Source organism: Sedimentibacter sp. (assembly GCF_038562225.1).
Lineage (GTDB): Bacteria > Bacillota > Clostridia > Tissierellales > Sedimentibacteraceae > Sedimentibacter.
On the sequence record NZ_JBCFAS010000006.1, the window covers coordinates 91189 to 107975 of the forward strand.

The window sequence follows — 16787 nt, forward strand, 5'->3', positions numbered from 1 at the left end:
AGGCTAATTATGAAAAGAAAATTATTGTCTTTAATACTAGTATTAACAATGGTACTTACGGTTTCAACGGCTTGTTCTCAAAAATCAGAAGCTCCTGAAACTAAAGCGGAAACTGAAAAAACTCAGACAGAAGAGCCAAAAGCTACCGATGGTTATCCAAACAAACCTATAACTGTTTATGTGGGTTTTTCAGCAGGCGGATCTTCTGACGTAATGGTTAGAATCCTAGCAAGTGCAATGGAAAAATACATTGGACAACCAGTAGTAGTTGTAAATAAGACCGGTGCGGGCGGATGGGTGGCCTGGGAAGAATTGGTTAAAACTGTAAAACCTGACGGATATACTTTTGCATTGATTAATACACCAAATATAACACTTGGAGCATATGATCCTGTAAATCCAAGAAACTATACAATTGATGATTTTGATCTTTTGGCAAATCAAGTAACGGATTATAATGTAATTGCCATCAGAAAGGATGAGACCAGATACACTGATCTGGCTTCGCTTATTGAATATGCTAAAACCAACACATTACTGTCGGCTTCTTCATCAACTGGAATTATGTCAGATGATGCGACAGTTGTGGAATACTTTAACATGAATTACGATACAGATTTTCAGGTAGTTCAGACTGCTGGAGCCAAAGACAATGAAACCATGTTCATTTCCGGAAACACGGATATTTTAGTAGCTAATATAGCTGACGTTTTACCAGCATACAAAAATGGAGATTATAAAATCATAACTATATTTGCTCCTGAGAAATCAGAATTGTTGCCTGATGTTCCTACCGTATCTGAATTGGGATTTGGTGATGCATATATGTTCTCTGCCAGAGGGTATGCGTTACCTAAAGGAGTGGATCCGGAAATAAAAACAAAATTGATGGATGCTATAAGAAGCGCTATAAATGATCCTGAAGTTATAAATAAATTAAATGAGCTTGGTGCACAAACCAATTATTTAGAGGGACAGGAATATTACGACTTCTTAAAATCAAATATAGATATATCTAAAAAAATATACAACATAAAGTAAGCAATAGAAATTTACTCACAGAACAACCTTTGTATGTTCTGTGAGTAATGTTTAATTAGCGGAAGGAGAATAAATGAAAAATAAGAATATCCATCAGGATGTGTATATTAGTATTGTTATATATTCTGCATTAATTTTTATGTATACGGTAGCAGCAAAGCTGCCAAAGGATTCTTCAATTTTTCCCAAAATGCTTATAGTTTTATTTGCAGTTCTAAACACAGCGGTATTCATTAAAGCAGTGAAAAAGACAAGAATAATGATGAGCGAAAACAATAAAGAAGTGAATACAATAACTTGGAAAACAATAAAAACTCCTTTAACAGTGTTTTTAATTTCGGTTATTTATGTAATAATTCTGAAAATTTCAAATTATTTCATTGCGACTGCAATATTTATGATAGTCTTAATGAAATTCTACAAACTTAAATCATGGAAAACTATTTTACTTACTACAATTATTTATAACATCATTATATATGTAGGATTCGTAAAAATGTTGAATGTACCATTAATTTAGTAAAAGGATGAGAGGTTAATTATATGGAAATAGGAGTAATACTTAGTAATATATTTTCATTTGAAGTATTATTTGCCTTAGTTCTGGGAGTTACAGTGGCTATAATAATGGGAGCGCTTCCTGGCTTAAGTGCAAGTATGGCAGTTGCTTTGCTTATACCTGTCACTTTTGGAATGAACCCCATTGCTGGTCTTGTTATGCTTACAGGCGTTTATACGGCAGCAATTTACGGAGGTTCTATTACAGCTATTTTGCTTCATACCCCTGGAACTCCATCATCGGCTGCAACAGCTATTGATGGTTATGAATTGGCAAAAAAAGGAGAAGGGTTTAAGGCTATTGGAGTTGCTACCATATCATCCGTCATAGGAGGATGTATTTCAGCAATAGCTTTAATTTTTTTGTCACCGCCGTTAGCACAAATATCCCTTAAGTTTAGCTCATTAGAATACTTTTTTCTTGCATTGTTTGGATTAACAATAATAGGGAGTTTAGCTGGAGATTCAATGGCTAAAGGTTTAATGGGAGGAGTGCTTGGGCTATTTATTGGAACAGTTGGATTGGATCAAATGAGTGGAATTCCTAGATTTACATTCGGGTTATTGCCGTTGGAGAGCGGAATATCAATGGTTCCTGCAATGATAGGTATGTTTTCGATTTCACAGGTTATGATAATTACTGAAGATATAATCAAAGGAAAATCAAATATTGTAAGCGGTGATGAAAATCTGCTTAAGGGAAGATTTTTACCTACTTTTAAAGAATTTAAATCATTGCTTCCAACTATATTGAAATCTTCTATTTTAGGGGTTCTTGTAGGAATATTGCCTGGAGCAGGGGCAGACATTGGTGCATGGTTAGCTTACAATGAAGCTAAAAGAACATCGAAAAATCCAAAGGAATTCGGCAATGGCTCATTGGTAGGGATATCAGCATCTGAAAGTGCCAATAATGCAGTAACAGGAGGAGCACTAATACCACTGTTGACATTAGGTATTCCCGGAAGTTCGGTTGCTGCGATTCTGCTTGGAGGTTTAATGATTCAGGGCCTTGCACCGGGGCATGATTTGTTTGAGGAGTATGCAGGTATAACTTACTCTGTTATGTTTGGATTCCTGTTGGCAAATATCATTATGGGTTTCATTGGGTACTTGATTTCAAAGCAAGCAGTGAAAATATCAAAAGTTCCAATGACTATCTTAGCACCAATAATTGTTGCGTTGTCAACTGTTGGAGCTTTTGCCATACAAAATAGTTTATTTGATGTCTATATAATGATAGCTTTTGGGGTAATAGCATATTTTATGAGAAAATCAGGTTTTGGTACGGCACCTACCATTCTTGGCATTATTTTAGCTCCGATGTTGGAAGCTAATTTTAGGAGAGCCTTAGTTCTTTCTAAAGGAAATTTAGTAAATTATTTCTTCTCCAGACCGATTTCAGTTGTTCTGTTTATAATGGTAATAGTTGCGTTATTTGCACCGATGATTATCAAAAAGGTAAATAACAAGCTAAACATAAAAGATGAAGCATCAATTGATTCAAAAGATATTGATTAAATAAAAGCCAGTTATTTCAACTGGCTTAACTTTATAAATGGCATTGTGTAAGGTGAAGTATATTATTATTGTTGAATGTGAGTAAAGTTTTTATGAAATTATAAATAATGTTTACAGATACATTATATTTACCTTTTTTCCTGCCTTCCTTAGCTCTTCAATCAGGTTGTCCACTATGTTTTGTTTTATGTTGTAACCCAGTGGAAAGTTTGGGTTCTGATGTGCCGGATTCACTGCCCGTCCCACATAAAAGTTGATGTGTGTTCCCACGTCCGTCAGAAGCTTTGTCAGGATGGAACAGCCGTCGTAATCGCTGCATTCCATGGAATTCTCATAGCTTGAATTGTTAAGCTTCTTGATGTTCTCCAGCGTCTTTCCCAGGGTAAGGACACCTTCCGTGACCAGGTCGAAGTCATCCATAAAAGCAATGGGCGGCACGTCGTCCTTCATGGATTCAAGGTCTACAATCATTTCCTTTTCAAGCTCCCTTTCTGCAATGAGAGCAGTGGTTCCTCCGCAGATAATTTTAATGTTTTTGCTGCTTTTCATTATGTTGGATAGGTATGGATCCAGGGACTTGTCTGCCGGTGGACCAACAAACATGTCTATTACTTCAGGTTTTCTCACCTTGACCGTCAAAATAGTGGTGTCGTCGCCGGGCGTGTTGTTGTAGAGATTGTTGCAAACGCCTATGAAGTTTCCGTTCACCAGCTGGGAGGAGCGGTTTACATTGTTGAGCTCCTTCAGATAGCCGTTCACCTCATCCCAGGACCATCCCAGGTTGAGCATCTGTCCTATGCCGGCGTGTATAGCACCGTCGCTTACCACGCAGATTGTATCTCCCAGCTGCAGATGAATGTTTGATTCGTATATTTTCTTGGACCCTATAATGCGCTCCTTCTTATCTACTGAAATCATTCGCTTGTTGGAGTAGTAAAAATAAGGAGGATTGTCGTATTCGGCAATGTACGCGTTGTTGTCCCTGTCTATCCTTATGATTGTAAAGGTAGAATAGGCAAGCTTTCTGACCTTGCACTCTGGAAGAGTGTTTATTACTGTCTCAATGGTGTCCTCTATGGAAGCTCCGTTTTTAAGCATGGTGACTGCTATCTTGGTCGTCATTGTTGCCAGTATGTTTGCCTTCACTCCGCTTCCAAGGCCGTCGGACATTACTATTATACAGCCCTCGTCGTCATAGGAGTATTCCACCTTGTCTCCGCAGAGCTCCTCGTTGTGTTTGTTTATGCTTTTGTAATTTATATCAATGAAGTTATCCATCATTTTTCGCTTTCCTCTAAAACAACTTTTTTCAGCTTAAGAAGAGCCGCCTTTGTCTCGGCTGTTGTTTCTCCCAGGAGTCCTGCAATTTCCTGTGCAACCCTCATCTGCTTTTCGATTACTTTGTCGGCGGTTTCCAGAGTGTTCAGCTTGAAATTAATTATCTGTTCCTTTTTCATTTCATCTGCCGTTATGTCATTGAGTATTCCAAACAGAATTTTGTTTTTGGGCAGATAAATTACCCGTTCAGATGCAATTATGCCATACTTGTCCAGGTTTACCTTTCTTCCCACGGTGTTTTCCTCGGTTTTGAGAACTTCCCTGAAGCCGTCGTCAGGCATTATGGATGAAAGCTTTTTGTTCCTCAGGGAGCTTACGTTTGTATTGAATGCCTTTTCACCCACAGGGTTCAGGTCAAGAATGTTCAGGTCCGTATCCACAATGACTATGATGCTGGGGGAATACTGGAAGTAGATGTTGGAAATCTTCTCAGCCTCGCTTCTCATGTACGGCATGCACATCTGCGGATGAGAAAGACCTTCCAGCACTGAAACAGCTTTGTCCCTGCAAGTGTCGTAGCCGCATGCCCCGCAGTTGAGTTCGTCGGACTTTGTGTGCTTGCCGGTCTTTTCAAGCACACCAAGTATTTCTTCTTCGGAGTAGGTCGGATGGATGTACTGCTTGTTGCGGAAGAATCTAGAATAATCCAGGCTCTTTTCATCTTCGGTATAATTTTTGTACCTAATGTTTCTGGACGGGCGTATTTCGGTGCGCGTCTTGGTTTTGCGCACGAAAAGGTTCCTGCTTTTCTTCGGAACGGCAGGTCCGCCCAAACATCCGCCCTGGCAGCTGTTTGCTTCGACTATTACGTTTTTCAGCTCCCCTTTTTCCATTGCTTCAAAGGCACCCCTCAGATTGTCTATTCCTGAAACTGAAAGCGGCGTGAATTTATTTGCGGAAATTGTCTCCTTCATTCCGGACAGAATTCCGTTTTCCAGAGGATATTTCTTGCCTGTGTAATCTCCCTGAAGGTCCGGAAGGCTCTCTTCAAATTGGGATACATCGATGTTTCTGGTTTCAAGCATCTTGTCCAATTCCTCAAAGGAAATAACTCCGTCAACGACTCCTGAGAGCTGATAGCCGTATGCTTCACACTTCTTTGATATGCAAGGTCCTAAAAAGACGATGAACGCATCCTTGCCGTGTCGTTTCCTTATCATCTTACAGTGGGCAATCATGGGAGAATCTATGGGCATAAGGTATTTTATGAGTTCCGGGTAGTATGTCTGAACCATCATGTTAACAGATGGACAGCAGGTTGTTATGAGGTTGTCCACTGTGGTGCTGCTGATGTAGTCCTGGTAAAGTTCAGTTACCTTTACTGCTCCTATGGCGGTTTCTTCCACCAGCGAAGCGCCTAGGTGCCTCAGCACAGAAATTATCTTGTATGGTTCTTCATAAACACCAAGGTACGAAGGAGCTATGGTCACGATGATTTTTCTTCCCTGATTCATGGCTTCAGTCACATTGTCTATGTCGCTGTGGATGTTTCGGGCATTCTGAGGGCATACAAGGAAGCAGTTTCCGCATGCAATGCATTTTTCCTCAACGATCTGAGCCTGGTCGTCAATCATCTTGATAGCTTTTACAGAACAATTTCTTACGCATTTGTAACAATTCTTGCAGTTGGTTGGATAAAAATCAAGTATTCTCATAATTCCCTCACACATTCCATTACAAACTCGTCAAAAAACTTCTCGGCACTTTCCTTGTTCACGGAATAAATTTTATCATTAAGGCAAACAGAAACAGCTTCGGTACAATGGCCCAGGCAAAAGGCACCCTTGATTTCAACCTTGTCCGAAAGTTGTCGATTATTTACGCAGTTTTTAAATATTTCGATGACCTCAGTGGAACCCTTAAGATGACACGCGCTTCCCACACATATTTTTAATTCAGTCATATTTACCTCTTAAATTTTTAGTAATATCATATACATTATATAATTTAGAACCTTAAAGTCAATACAAAATGGTTAAAAAAATAACAAAAATTATTGGAAATCTAAAATCTATAATTAATTCAATTTTGTTCCCTAATTTTTGTCATCTTGTCGTTCTATTATCACTGAAATAAGGCAATACCAACAAAAACCCTTGACTATTAACAGATTAAATGATATTATTGTACCACTTACCGAACACTTACCTTAATTTTCCTTTGATATTGATAACAACTAAATAAGATGGAGGTTTTTGATGGAGAAAAACCAGTTAATTAATCTGAAGCTCACTGAACTTAAGGAGCTTGCCAGATCTTTGGGTATGCACGATGCGTACAAATATAAAAAGGAAGAACTCATATCCAGATTGAGTGATTATTATGATAATTTAAACAAATCAGAGGACAATGCCAAAGCATTTGCCGATGCAGATATAGAAAATGAATACATTGAAGGAAGATCAAGCAGCAGGCTGGTCGAAAAGGCTAAAGGCCTAGAAGAGTTTGAGAACGAAGCAGACATGGAAATGAAAAAGGAAAATGCCATGCCTGACAAAGTGGTGGAGGAAATTGAATCCAGCGGGGAAGAAGCAGTTAAGGTAGAAGGAATACTTGAAACTCATCCCGATGGTTACGGCTTTTTAAGAACCAACAATTATCTCACCAGCGATGAAGACGTGTACATATCCCCTTCGCAAATCAGAAGATTTCATATGAAGACGGGAGACAAGATAACCGGAATAACAAGGCCTCCGAAGCAAGGAGAAAAATTCAAAGCCCTATTGTATGTCAAACAAGTCAATGACGAAAATCCCGAACTGGCAAGAAACAGAAAAGACTTCGACAATCTCATCCCTATTTATCCAAATGATAGAATCAAGCTTGAAAAATCTCATAAAGAAATAGCAATGCGTCTTATAGATTTAATAGCGCCCATAGGAAAGGGGCAAAGAGGAATAATTGTAGCGCCTCCAAAGGCAGGAAAGACAACAATACTCAAGGACATAGCAAACAGCATAGCTGCAAACCATCCTGACATAGAAATAATCATGCTTCTTATAGATGAGCGCCCTGAAGAGGTTACAGACATGAAAAGGTCTGTCAAGGGTGACGTTGTGTACTCAACATTCGACGAGCTTCCTAAAAACCATATAAAGGTTGCAGAGATGGTTCTTGAAAGAGCAAAGAGGCTGGTGGAACACGGCAAGGATGTGGTGATTCTTTTGGACAGCATCACAAGGCTTGCAAGAGCATACAATCTGACCATAACTCCCACCGGAAGGACGCTGTCCGGAGGACTTGATCCTGGTGCCTTGTACGGACCTAAGAGATTTTTCGGAGCTGCAAGAAACATTGAAAACGGCGGCAGTCTAACGATACTTGCCAGCGCCCTCATTGAAACCGGAAGTCGCATGGACGACATGATATTCGAGGAGTTCAAGGGAACAGGCAACATGGAGGTTCACCTGGACAGGAAGCTTTCAGAAAAGAGAATATTCCCTGCAATAGACATCAACAAGTCCGGAACAAGAAGAGAAGAGCTTCTTCTAAATACAGAGGAGCTTCAGACCATATGGCAGCTGAGAAAGGCGCTGAGCAATTTCTCTGTTGCGGATGTTACTGAAAGGTTAATTGATGGCCTTTGGAAATCCAAGACAAACGCAGAGTTTATTAAAACTGCATCTGCACAGCTTATGAACATTGAAAAGACGAAGGATGATCTTGCGGACAGAAATTATTAAACAAAAAGTAATAATTTTCCGATACAAAAAAGATTGTATTATGATAAACCGTGTGATATAATACTCAAGGTAAATTGATAATATTATATATTTAATATAGAGCGAGAAAGAGGTGAACGGGATGAAACAAGGAATACACCCAGATTATAAGACTGTTACTGTACACTGCGCATGTGGAAATACATTTGAAACCGGTTCAGTATTAGACGAAATCAAAGTAGAAATTTGTTCAGAATGTCATCCATTCTTTACTGGCAAACAGAAGTTTGTTGATAAAGGCGGAAGAGTTGACAGATTCAAGAAGAAATACAACTTGGATAACAAATAAGAACATAGGCTTTTGGGCAAATCTTTTGCATATAGTTGCTAAAGGATTTGCCTTTTAGTTTTTTTGGAAATGCCGCATCATCTGTATATGGCAGATGATGCGCTCACAAGAAATGCATTGCGTTACTGCTTATCGACAAAATGCCCCAGCACTTCTGAAGGCTTTTTGACCAGCTTTTTAACTTCATCAATTTTTTCCTCTTCCAACACTGCCAGACAGCAGCAGGAAGGTCCTCCCGAATGGGTCAGGTCAACTGACAGGTTTTCGTTGTAAGCGAATCCTAGGTTGTTGTATTTGCACAGGTCCTTAAGTTCAGCTTCTGTTCCTCTGGAGCCTACAGGAAGCATTTCCTTTATAAGGTTTGAAAGGTAAAGTATTTCGAAATCCTCGATGTCAAGAATCTTATCAGGGTTGTTGACCACATCGTTTCCAACCAGCGGAAGCCCCAGCAGCATGCATACGTGGCCGGCTCTGGTCTTTTTGTACTTAAGCTTATCTTTTTCGCATATGCCTATGCAGGTAATTCCCATGGAAGTCTGAACCGTAGGGATGTTTTCCTCTGTGCTTCCAGTAAGGTGAACCTTCGCCGTCTTAAGCCTTGATATGACATCTCTGAACCCTGCAATGAGCTGGTTTCCGGTATCATCCATCTCAACGGCCAGGCCGTCAGCCAGAAGGAATGGAGAAAATCCAAGGCTCAGGAGTTCTGCCAATGCAACCTTTCCTGTCTGGTAAGCCACCAGATGCAGGGATGCCTTCACCACATCGTGCTCCTTGGTTCCTATTCCTCCGCATGAATCACATGAAATTCCAAGATATCTTTTATCATCAAAATCAATTACTGTTATGTCTCGCACTTGTTTTATATCCACGTTGGTCTCCTAGAATAATAATAACTATTCTACCATATATTGAGAAAAAATTCACTTGCAGCAGCAATAAAAATGTTAAGAAAACTTAACAGATTCTTGAACTGAACTTGAAGTGGAATATTAAAAATTTCATCATCCTTTGCGAAATTATAAAAATTGTAGGTAAATGCAAACTATGATATAATTAAAGTTGTGCAGCAAATCTTAATATTTATATGGGTGGACTATGAAAGGCAAGAATTTTGAAGCAGAAAAAAAGAAAGTTATGAAATATCGTTGGGTAATTTATATTCTGCTTTCAACGGTATACTTTCTGGCTAATTTTCACAAGTTTTCAACAGGTGTAATGCAGGATGAACTTATTGGTTCATTTAATCTGTCGACTGCGGCCTTTGGAAACCTGAGCAGCATGGTTTTTTACTCGTACCTCATTATGCAGATTCCATCAGGACTGCTGGCAGACACTTTAGGAGCCAGAATGACCGTCACATCAGGATGCATTGTTACTGCATCAGGTTCATTTTTGTTTGCAGCTGCTCAAAGCGCAGTCATTGCAAATATCAGCAGATTTGTAATCGGCATAGGAATATCTGTAACCTATATTTCGCTCATGAAGATTCAGACAAAATGGTTTTTGTCAAGAGAATTTGCAACCATGACAGGACTGACTTTTCTCTTAGGGAACCTAGGAAGCGTCTTGGCTCAGACACCATTGAGGCTGTTGGCAGACATGTTTTCCTGGAGAAATATTTATTTCGTTTTCGGAGCAATGTCTGTTTTTATGGGCATACTTACATTTGTAATAATAAGAAACTCTCCGGAAGACATGGGACTTCCTTCAATCGAATCAATAGAAGGAAAGATTATAACCACCAATCTGACTAAAGAAAAAATAAAAATTCGAAGCGCTGTGGCTAAGATACTTCTTAACCGGTATAACTGGCCGACATTTGCAGTGGTGTTTTCGCTGGGTGCAATACTATCCATATTGTCAGGTTCGTTTGGAAGCGTGTACATCCGTGATACTTACGGAGTTTCCATGGTTGATGCTTCAAGGTACACAACGATAATGACGCTGGCTCTGGCCATAGGTTCGACAATACTTGGGCTGGTTTCTGACCGCTTCAGAAAAAGAAAGATATTCATGTTGATTCTTAACGGTGCCATGACAGCAGTGTGGATTTACATAGTTGTAATAAGCAAGGGAGAACCAGCCTATGAAAAACTTAAGCTGCTTTACATGCTGACAGGACTGACCTTGTCCTCATGTCTGCTGTCATACACAGTTGCCAAGGAATCCAATGACCTGACTTATGCCGGGTTGTCTGTGTCATTTGTGGGACTCATGGAATTTATCGGAAGCGCAGTGGGTCCGGTAATAGTAGGAAAGATAATTGACATGAATCCTTCATTAGCTGGAGGAGAGCTGTATTCAAGGGCTTTCATTGTTCTAACAGTGTTAAGTGCAGTTACATTTGCAGGAACTTTGTTTGTAAAAGAAACAAACGGAGAAAATATAACAGCAGCTGAAGAAATTTTGTCCTTGCAGCAATAAATACAGTCACTGTTTAAAAGCAAGAATTACAATGTTGTGCATAGATTTTTTTTATGCTATAATTATTAAAAATTACCATATGAGGTCAGGTGGTTAAGTTGTCGCATCAAGCAATATACAGAAAATTCCGTCCTAAGATATTTGATGATGTGCTGGGACAGGAACATGTAACTAAGACTTTGAAGAATCAAATATTGTCGGATAACATAGCACATGCATACCTGTTCTCGGGAATCAGGGGAACCGGTAAGACATCAACCGCAAAAATATTCGCACGTGCAGTAAACTGTACAAACAGCCATGACGGCAATCCGTGCAACCAGTGTGAAATATGCAAAAGCATATTGGATGAAACCAATATGGATGTTATAGAGATGGATGCAGCCTCCAACAACGGAGTTGAGGACATAAGGGAATTAAGAGACAAGGTGAAGTTTCTGCCTGTCAAAAGCAAGTACAAGGTATACATAATAGACGAGGTTCACATGCTTTCCAAGGGAGCGTTCAATGCACTGTTAAAAACCCTGGAAGAACCGCCGGAGCATCTTCTGTTTATACTTGCAACAACCGAGCCTCAAAAAATACCGGCTACAATCCTGTCAAGGTGCCAGAGATTTGACATGAAAAGGATACAATCACCGGTAATTGTCGAGAACATGGAAAAGATATGCCAGGATATCAACGTGGAATACGAGGAAAGAGCCCTAAAACTCATAGCCGCCAATTCCGAAGGTGCCATGAGGGACGCCCTGAGCATACTGGACAGATGCGTTTCCTTTAACAATGACAAGGTTGATTACGAGACTGTAATAAATCTGTTGGGAACAGTCAATTACCAGGTCGTGCTGGAAGCAGCAAGTCTTCTTATGGACAAAAACATAGAAAAGACAATGGTTCTGGTGGATGACATACTTAACAGCGGTAAAGAGCTGAGTTATTTCTTGGATGAGCTGATAATATGTTTCAGAAACATGCTCATTATCAAAACCACAAATTCAACTGATAATCTCCTCAGGGTTTCCGAAGATGAGACGGAGGAGCTCAGAAATCTGAGTGCTAAAATTTCAGTGGATGAAATTGTAAACTACATCGAAGACCTTTCGACTGCACAGCTGGAGTGCAAGAGATCTCTCAATCAACGGGTTCTCTTGGAAACAAAACTTATAAAAATGCTTCACGGAACAAAACATACGGATGTGGAGTCTCTCACAAGGAGAATCGAGGAGCTTGAAGATGCCATAAGAAACGGCAATATATCGGCTGCCGTGTCAGCAAGGCCTAACCAGCGCAGACAGGAATCAGCACAGCATGAAGTCCGTCATGACGCTCCGGTGAGGGAAACAAAGATAGCAGCACCTGCAGGGCATGCTCCAAGACAGGAAAATAGCCACGAAGCAACTGAAGGTCCAAAGGAAAAAATGTCCTTCGAGGATAAGAGCGATGAGGCAATGTTCAATGCCATCAACAGCGGATGGCAGACGATCCTCAGGAAAATAAGAACCGAAAACGCAGGATTGCAGGCTATCATCCGCGAATCCAAGCTTGCGGAGGTCATAAACAAAAAAGCTGTGTTTGAATTTGACCCTAAGTTTACGTTTCACATAAATGCTGCGAACCAGCCTAAGAACAGGCAAAAATTTAAGGAAGTATTAAGTTCATTTCTTAATACAGAATGTGAAGTGGAATTCACCACATCAAAAGGAAAAGAAGAAAAATCTAACAAGCCAAAACAGACAATTGAAGATATATATGAAGATCTGAAAAATGAATTTGGTGAAGAAATAGTAGAATTTAAGCAGGAGGATTAAAATGAGTAAAGGTAGAAGAATGCCTATGGGTATGCCCGGCGGCGGAAATATGAACAACATGATGAAACAGGTTCAGAAAATGCAGAAGCAGATGGAAGACATGCAAAAAGAGCTTGAACAAAGAGAAGTTGAGGCAACAGCAGGCGGAGGAGCCGTATCTGTGAAGGTCACAGGAAAGAAGAACCTGCTGGAAGTTAAAATAAATCCGGAAGTCGTAGACAAGGACGACGTTGAAATGCTTGAGGACATGATAGTTGCTGCTATCAACGAAGCGTTTAGAAAAGCGGATGAAATGATGGAAACTGAAATGAAAAAAGTAACAGGCGGAGTAAGCATTCCAGGGTTATTATAATGGAGCAGTACACACCGCCAATAACCAAGCTCATTGAAGAGCTTGCCAAGCTTCCCGGAATAGGAAGAAAATCAGCGCAGAGATTAGCCTTTCACATTCTGGACATGAAGGGTAACGATGTGGTGGAGCTTGCTAAGGCTATTGTCAACGCCAAGAAGCTTACCAAACACTGCAAGACATGCGGCAACCTGACTGAAGGCGATGTATGCGGCATATGCGCTAACTTCAAGAGAGACCATTCGGTGATCTGTGTTGTGGAGGATGTGAGAGACATAGCAGCCATGGAACGCACCAAGGAATACAAGGGCGTCTATCACGTGCTGCACGGAACAATTTCACCTCTTGACGGCATAGGGCCAGAGGATATAAACATCAAAAATCTGGTGAGTAGGTTAAACTCTGAGGTGACAGAAGTGATCCTTGCCACTAACCCGACAATAGAAGGCGAAGCAACGGCTGTCTACATATCGCGCTTAATAAAGCCCATGGGCATCAAGGCAACCCGTATAGCCCACGGCATCCCCATAGGCGGTGACATAGAATACGCCGATGAGGTTACATTGATGAGGGCCATGGAAGGCAGAAGAGAGATGTAGTATGACAATAATTTTGAATTAATAAAGATTGTTTTATTATGTATACTCTTTAAAAAAATACGTGAAATTATGTTTGAAACATGGTTTAAAGCTTGAATAAACCATGTTTTAATTTATCTTGAGAAAAATGTGTAAATGATATAGTTAATTTTATTAAAAGTTTGTTAAAGCATTAAATAGATTTAAGGAGGATTATAAATGGATTGGAACATTAGGTCCTTATATTTTTGTGTTGCTGACATGAGCAGAGCAATAGCGTTTTATGAGGATTTGTTAACCATTCGTGATGATATATATAGTGTGTTCAATATTAATGGTTTTCGGTTGGGATTATTTGCTTATCAATGAACAGCATATTTTGGGGAATAATTGTTTGCCGAGTTTAGAAGTTGATAACTTAAATTTTTAAAAAGTAAATTGATAAAATTAAAGGTAGTATTTCCGTTGAAACAAATAGGGTTAAATTGGGTTGCGGAATTTGAGGATAGTGAAGGCAATCATATTGAAATAGCAGCACCTGTCTCCTGCAAATAATTATAGCTGAATTATACATAGCATGATCGATAATCTTCTTTGAAGTTTAGTTCATGCTTTTTTATTTAAAATTCAATTAGTAATACAATATTGGAGAATATATGGAAAATAGCAGCGGTGTGATATATAATAAATTACATAATGATATGCAGCACTTACATTAAGAAAAAAGCTTTTTCGCTTTAGATAGTCAGGAACTTGGAATAATGTGAAGCGAGTATTTATCATATGCATTTATAATATGACAAAGAGGAGGCAATAGAATGGGGACTATTTTCGCAATTGGCGGAGGAGAAATAGGTAACTTGGAAACGCTGGATATTGATAAGAAGATAGTTGAATCAGCGAACAAGACGAAACCCAAGGCACTTTTCATACCAACTGCAAGCAGTGAACCGCAAGCATGTATAGATTCGTTTAATTATGTTTATGGTGAAAAACTTGGATGCAGTACGGATGTTCTTTTGTTATTAGAAGGTAAAACAAGCAATGAACAAGCAAGAAAGCAAATCATGAGTACTGATATTATCTATGTTGGCGGCGGAAATACCAGCATGATGTTACATGTTTGGGAAACTTACGGAGTAGATAAATCACTAAAGGAAGCATATAAAAACGGTAAAATATTAAGTGGATTAAGTGCCGGGGCCATTTGCTGGTTCAAAAGCGGACATAGTGATTCTCAAAGCTTTTATACGAAAGATAAGTGGGATTACATTAGAGTAGAGGGAATTAATTTTATAGATGCTATGATTTGTCCGCATTACAATGAAGATACCAGGGAAGATGATTTTAATCAAAAAATATTAGAGTATGATGAAATAGGCCTTGCTTTAGATAATAATAGTGCAATTGAATTTAAAAATAACTTCTATAAAATTCATAAATCTGATTTAAAATCAAAGGCATACATATTATATCATTTGAATGGCAGAGTTGTTAAAGAAGAATTAATAAATACAGCCGAATATAAATCAGTAGAAGAATTACTTAATAGATAACATCCAATTATAATAGAATAGGTGATGGAGTGGAGAAGATAAATTTTGAAAATATACTTAAAAATGTATTGGAAACTCAGAAATTAATTATTTTGCTTTTTGACAAGGATTTTAATCTTTTATATTTCAGCGATAACGCTAATGAAATATGCAATGATGTAAGAGTCAAGGATAATATTTCCAGTCTATTTGATCAGTATGACATTGATGAATACAACAAGGTTATGCATCAGGGAGTATCTCTGGAGAGAATAATGCGAATAGGCAACAGTTTTTATGTGAGTTCAGTTTATCCCTATACAGATGATAGAAACAATGTGCTGGGTATTATTGAAACCCTGTATATGATAGATGAAAAGAGCAGATTATCAAATGAAATAAAAAGAACTCACATGCATGCCTATGCAGAAAGCGAAATCGATAGTAGAATCAACATTAAGAATGGAACCACATATTCGCTTGAAAGCATAATTACGAATGACAATCATATGAAACACTTAATAAGTCTTGCATTAAGGGCCTCTGAAAGTGATTCTCCTGTCTTGATTTATGGTGAAACAGGAACAGGAAAGGAGTTGTTTGCCCAAGGCATTCATAATGCTTCCAAGGAGCGCAGAAACAATATGTTTGTTGCTCAAAACTGTGCGGCAATTCCTGAAACTCTGCTGGAAAGCCTGTTGTTTGGAACAACAGAAGGCAGTTTTACCGGGGCGAAGGACAAGCCGGGTCTTTTCGAAATAGCTGAAGGAGGAACAATTTATCTTGATGAGATAAATTCCATGGCGTTTCATGTACAGGCAAAGCTTTTGCGGGTTCTTCAAGAAAAGACATTTATGAGAATCGGCGATAAAAAGATTAAGAAGGCAAATGTACGAGTGATAGCTTCATTTAATGAGGAGCCATTTTCTGTTGTTAAAAAAGGAAAATTCAGAAGGGATTTATATTACAGACTAAATGTCATTAATATTAAAATACCAAGTTTGAAGGAGAGAATAAGCGATATTGAGCTTTTGACGAACTATTTTATAAGAATTTACAATAAAAAATTTAATAAAAATATATTGAGTGTAGACAAGGAAGCAATGAATATACTTAAAAATAAAAATTGGGAAGGAAATGTAAGGGAACTTAAAAACAATATTGAGAGAATTATGAATTTTGCCGAAAGCAATACATTGAAAATTGAAGACATTTATAATCATATTGCTATCGAAGGAATAAAAATGAACAGTGACGATCATTCTGAAAAAATTGAGAAAGAGGATGACCTTAATATGTTTTGGGATTATGACAATAAAACACTTGTAGAGGTGGTTGAATCTGTCGAAACAAATTTGATTAGGAACGTCTTGAATGAAACATGCGGAAATGTAGCTTCAGCCGCCAGAAAACTTGGTTTGCCAAGGCAAACATTAAAGAATAAAATTATAAAATACAATATAAAACCGATTTTCTAATCACCGAAAATGGTGATTTTTTATTATTATAAGCATAATCACTTAAACAATAACGTCGATAAATTCCTAAACATGTGCTATATCAACAATTTTGGCATTTAGACAGTTTGGCATGAATTTTGCGTGTAAATCAAAAAGGAGAA

At 38.6% G+C, this 16787-nt stretch carries 15 protein-coding genes and 1 pseudogene; 12 read left to right on the forward strand and 4 right to left on the reverse strand.

What is annotated here, in order from left to right:
* Positions 1-9 precede the first annotated feature (9 nt).
* The 3 genes from AAGU76_RS18100 to AAGU76_RS18110 all read left to right on the forward strand — a co-directional run bounded on the left by AAGU76_RS18100 (position 10) and on the right by AAGU76_RS18110 (position 3120).
* The gene (locus AAGU76_RS18100) at positions 10-1041 is read left to right on the forward strand and encodes a tripartite tricarboxylate transporter substrate binding protein (protein ID WP_342486923.1); all 1032 of its coding nucleotides are present in this window, start codon (positions 10-12) and stop codon (positions 1039-1041) included.
* Positions 1042-1114: 73 nt separating this feature from the next.
* Positions 1115-1561 carry a tripartite tricarboxylate transporter TctB family protein gene (locus tag AAGU76_RS18105; protein WP_342486924.1) on the forward strand — a complete coding sequence of 149 codons (447 nt, stop codon included), beginning with the start codon at positions 1115-1117 and terminating at the stop codon, positions 1559-1561.
* A gap of 23 nt (positions 1562-1584) precedes the next feature.
* On the forward strand, positions 1585-3120 hold the full coding sequence (locus AAGU76_RS18110) for a tripartite tricarboxylate transporter permease (RefSeq protein WP_342486925.1): 1536 nt from the start codon (positions 1585-1587) through the stop codon (positions 3118-3120).
* Positions 3121-3231: 111 nt separating this feature from the next.
* On the opposite strand, the gene AAGU76_RS18115 is transcribed toward AAGU76_RS18110, so the two are convergent.
* From AAGU76_RS18115 to AAGU76_RS18125, 3 genes are read right to left on the reverse strand one after another with little or no spacing between them, the layout of a single operon-like run.
* Positions 3232-4401, reverse strand: a complete 1170-nt coding sequence (locus tag AAGU76_RS18115; protein WP_342486926.1) for a SpoIIE family protein phosphatase — start codon at positions 4399-4401, stop codon at positions 3232-3234.
* Positions 4398-6113, reverse strand: a complete 1716-nt coding sequence (locus AAGU76_RS18120) for a [Fe-Fe] hydrogenase large subunit C-terminal domain-containing protein (RefSeq protein WP_342486927.1) — start codon at positions 6111-6113, stop codon at positions 4398-4400. The genes AAGU76_RS18115 and AAGU76_RS18120 overlap by 4 nt, the downstream gene beginning before the upstream one ends.
* A complete protein-coding gene (locus AAGU76_RS18125; RefSeq protein ID WP_342486928.1) occupies positions 6110-6361 on the reverse strand; it encodes an NAD(P)H-dependent oxidoreductase subunit E in 252 nt (83 codons plus the stop codon). Before AAGU76_RS18125 ends, AAGU76_RS18120 begins: the two co-directional genes overlap by 4 nt.
* A gap of 295 nt (positions 6362-6656) precedes the next feature.
* On the opposite strand from AAGU76_RS18125, the gene rho reads away from it, so the two are divergent.
* Together rho and rpmE are read left to right on the forward strand one after the other, a co-directional pair.
* Positions 6657-8141 (forward strand): transcription termination factor Rho, encoded by a 1485-nt coding sequence (gene rho / locus AAGU76_RS18130; RefSeq protein WP_342486929.1) that lies wholly within the window; start codon positions 6657-6659, stop codon positions 8139-8141.
* Positions 8142-8262: 121 nt separating this feature from the next.
* Positions 8263-8469, forward strand: coding sequence for a 50S ribosomal protein L31 (gene rpmE, locus AAGU76_RS18135; protein WP_342486930.1), 207 nt, complete (start codon positions 8263-8265; stop codon positions 8467-8469).
* A 122-nt stretch (positions 8470-8591) separates the two neighbouring features.
* Here rpmE and AAGU76_RS18140 read toward each other — a convergent pair whose 3' ends face one another.
* A complete protein-coding gene (locus AAGU76_RS18140; protein WP_342486931.1) occupies positions 8592-9341 on the reverse strand; it encodes a selenophosphate synthase in 750 nt (249 codons plus the stop codon).
* Positions 9342-9567: 226 nt separating this feature from the next.
* Between AAGU76_RS18140 and AAGU76_RS18145 the strand changes: the two genes are divergently transcribed.
* The 7 genes and pseudogenes from AAGU76_RS18145 to AAGU76_RS18175 all read left to right on the forward strand — a co-directional run bounded on the left by AAGU76_RS18145 (position 9568) and on the right by AAGU76_RS18175 (position 16644).
* Positions 9568-10896, forward strand: coding sequence for an MFS transporter (locus AAGU76_RS18145; protein WP_342486932.1), 1329 nt, complete (start codon positions 9568-9570; stop codon positions 10894-10896).
* A gap of 98 nt (positions 10897-10994) precedes the next feature.
* A complete protein-coding gene (dnaX, locus tag AAGU76_RS18150) occupies positions 10995-12704 on the forward strand; it encodes a DNA polymerase III subunit gamma/tau (protein ID WP_342486933.1) in 1710 nt (569 codons plus the stop codon).
* Position 12705: 1 nt separating this feature from the next.
* Positions 12706-13056, forward strand: coding sequence for a YbaB/EbfC family nucleoid-associated protein (locus AAGU76_RS18155; protein WP_342486934.1), 351 nt, complete (start codon positions 12706-12708; stop codon positions 13054-13056).
* A complete protein-coding gene (gene recR / locus AAGU76_RS18160; RefSeq protein WP_342486935.1) occupies positions 13056-13652 on the forward strand; it encodes a recombination mediator RecR in 597 nt (198 codons plus the stop codon). Before AAGU76_RS18155 ends, recR begins: the two co-directional genes overlap by 1 nt.
* Before the next feature lie 198 nt (positions 13653-13850).
* A pseudogene (locus AAGU76_RS18165) lies at positions 13851-14186 on the forward strand (VOC family protein).
* A 263-nt stretch (positions 14187-14449) separates the two neighbouring features.
* The gene (locus AAGU76_RS18170; protein WP_342486936.1) at positions 14450-15187 is read left to right on the forward strand and encodes a peptidase E; all 738 of its coding nucleotides are present in this window, start codon (positions 14450-14452) and stop codon (positions 15185-15187) included.
* 29 nt (positions 15188-15216) lie between these two features.
* Positions 15217-16644 (forward strand): sigma 54-interacting transcriptional regulator, encoded by a 1428-nt coding sequence (locus AAGU76_RS18175; RefSeq protein WP_342486937.1) that lies wholly within the window; start codon positions 15217-15219, stop codon positions 16642-16644.
* Positions 16645-16787: the final 143 nt, after the last annotated feature.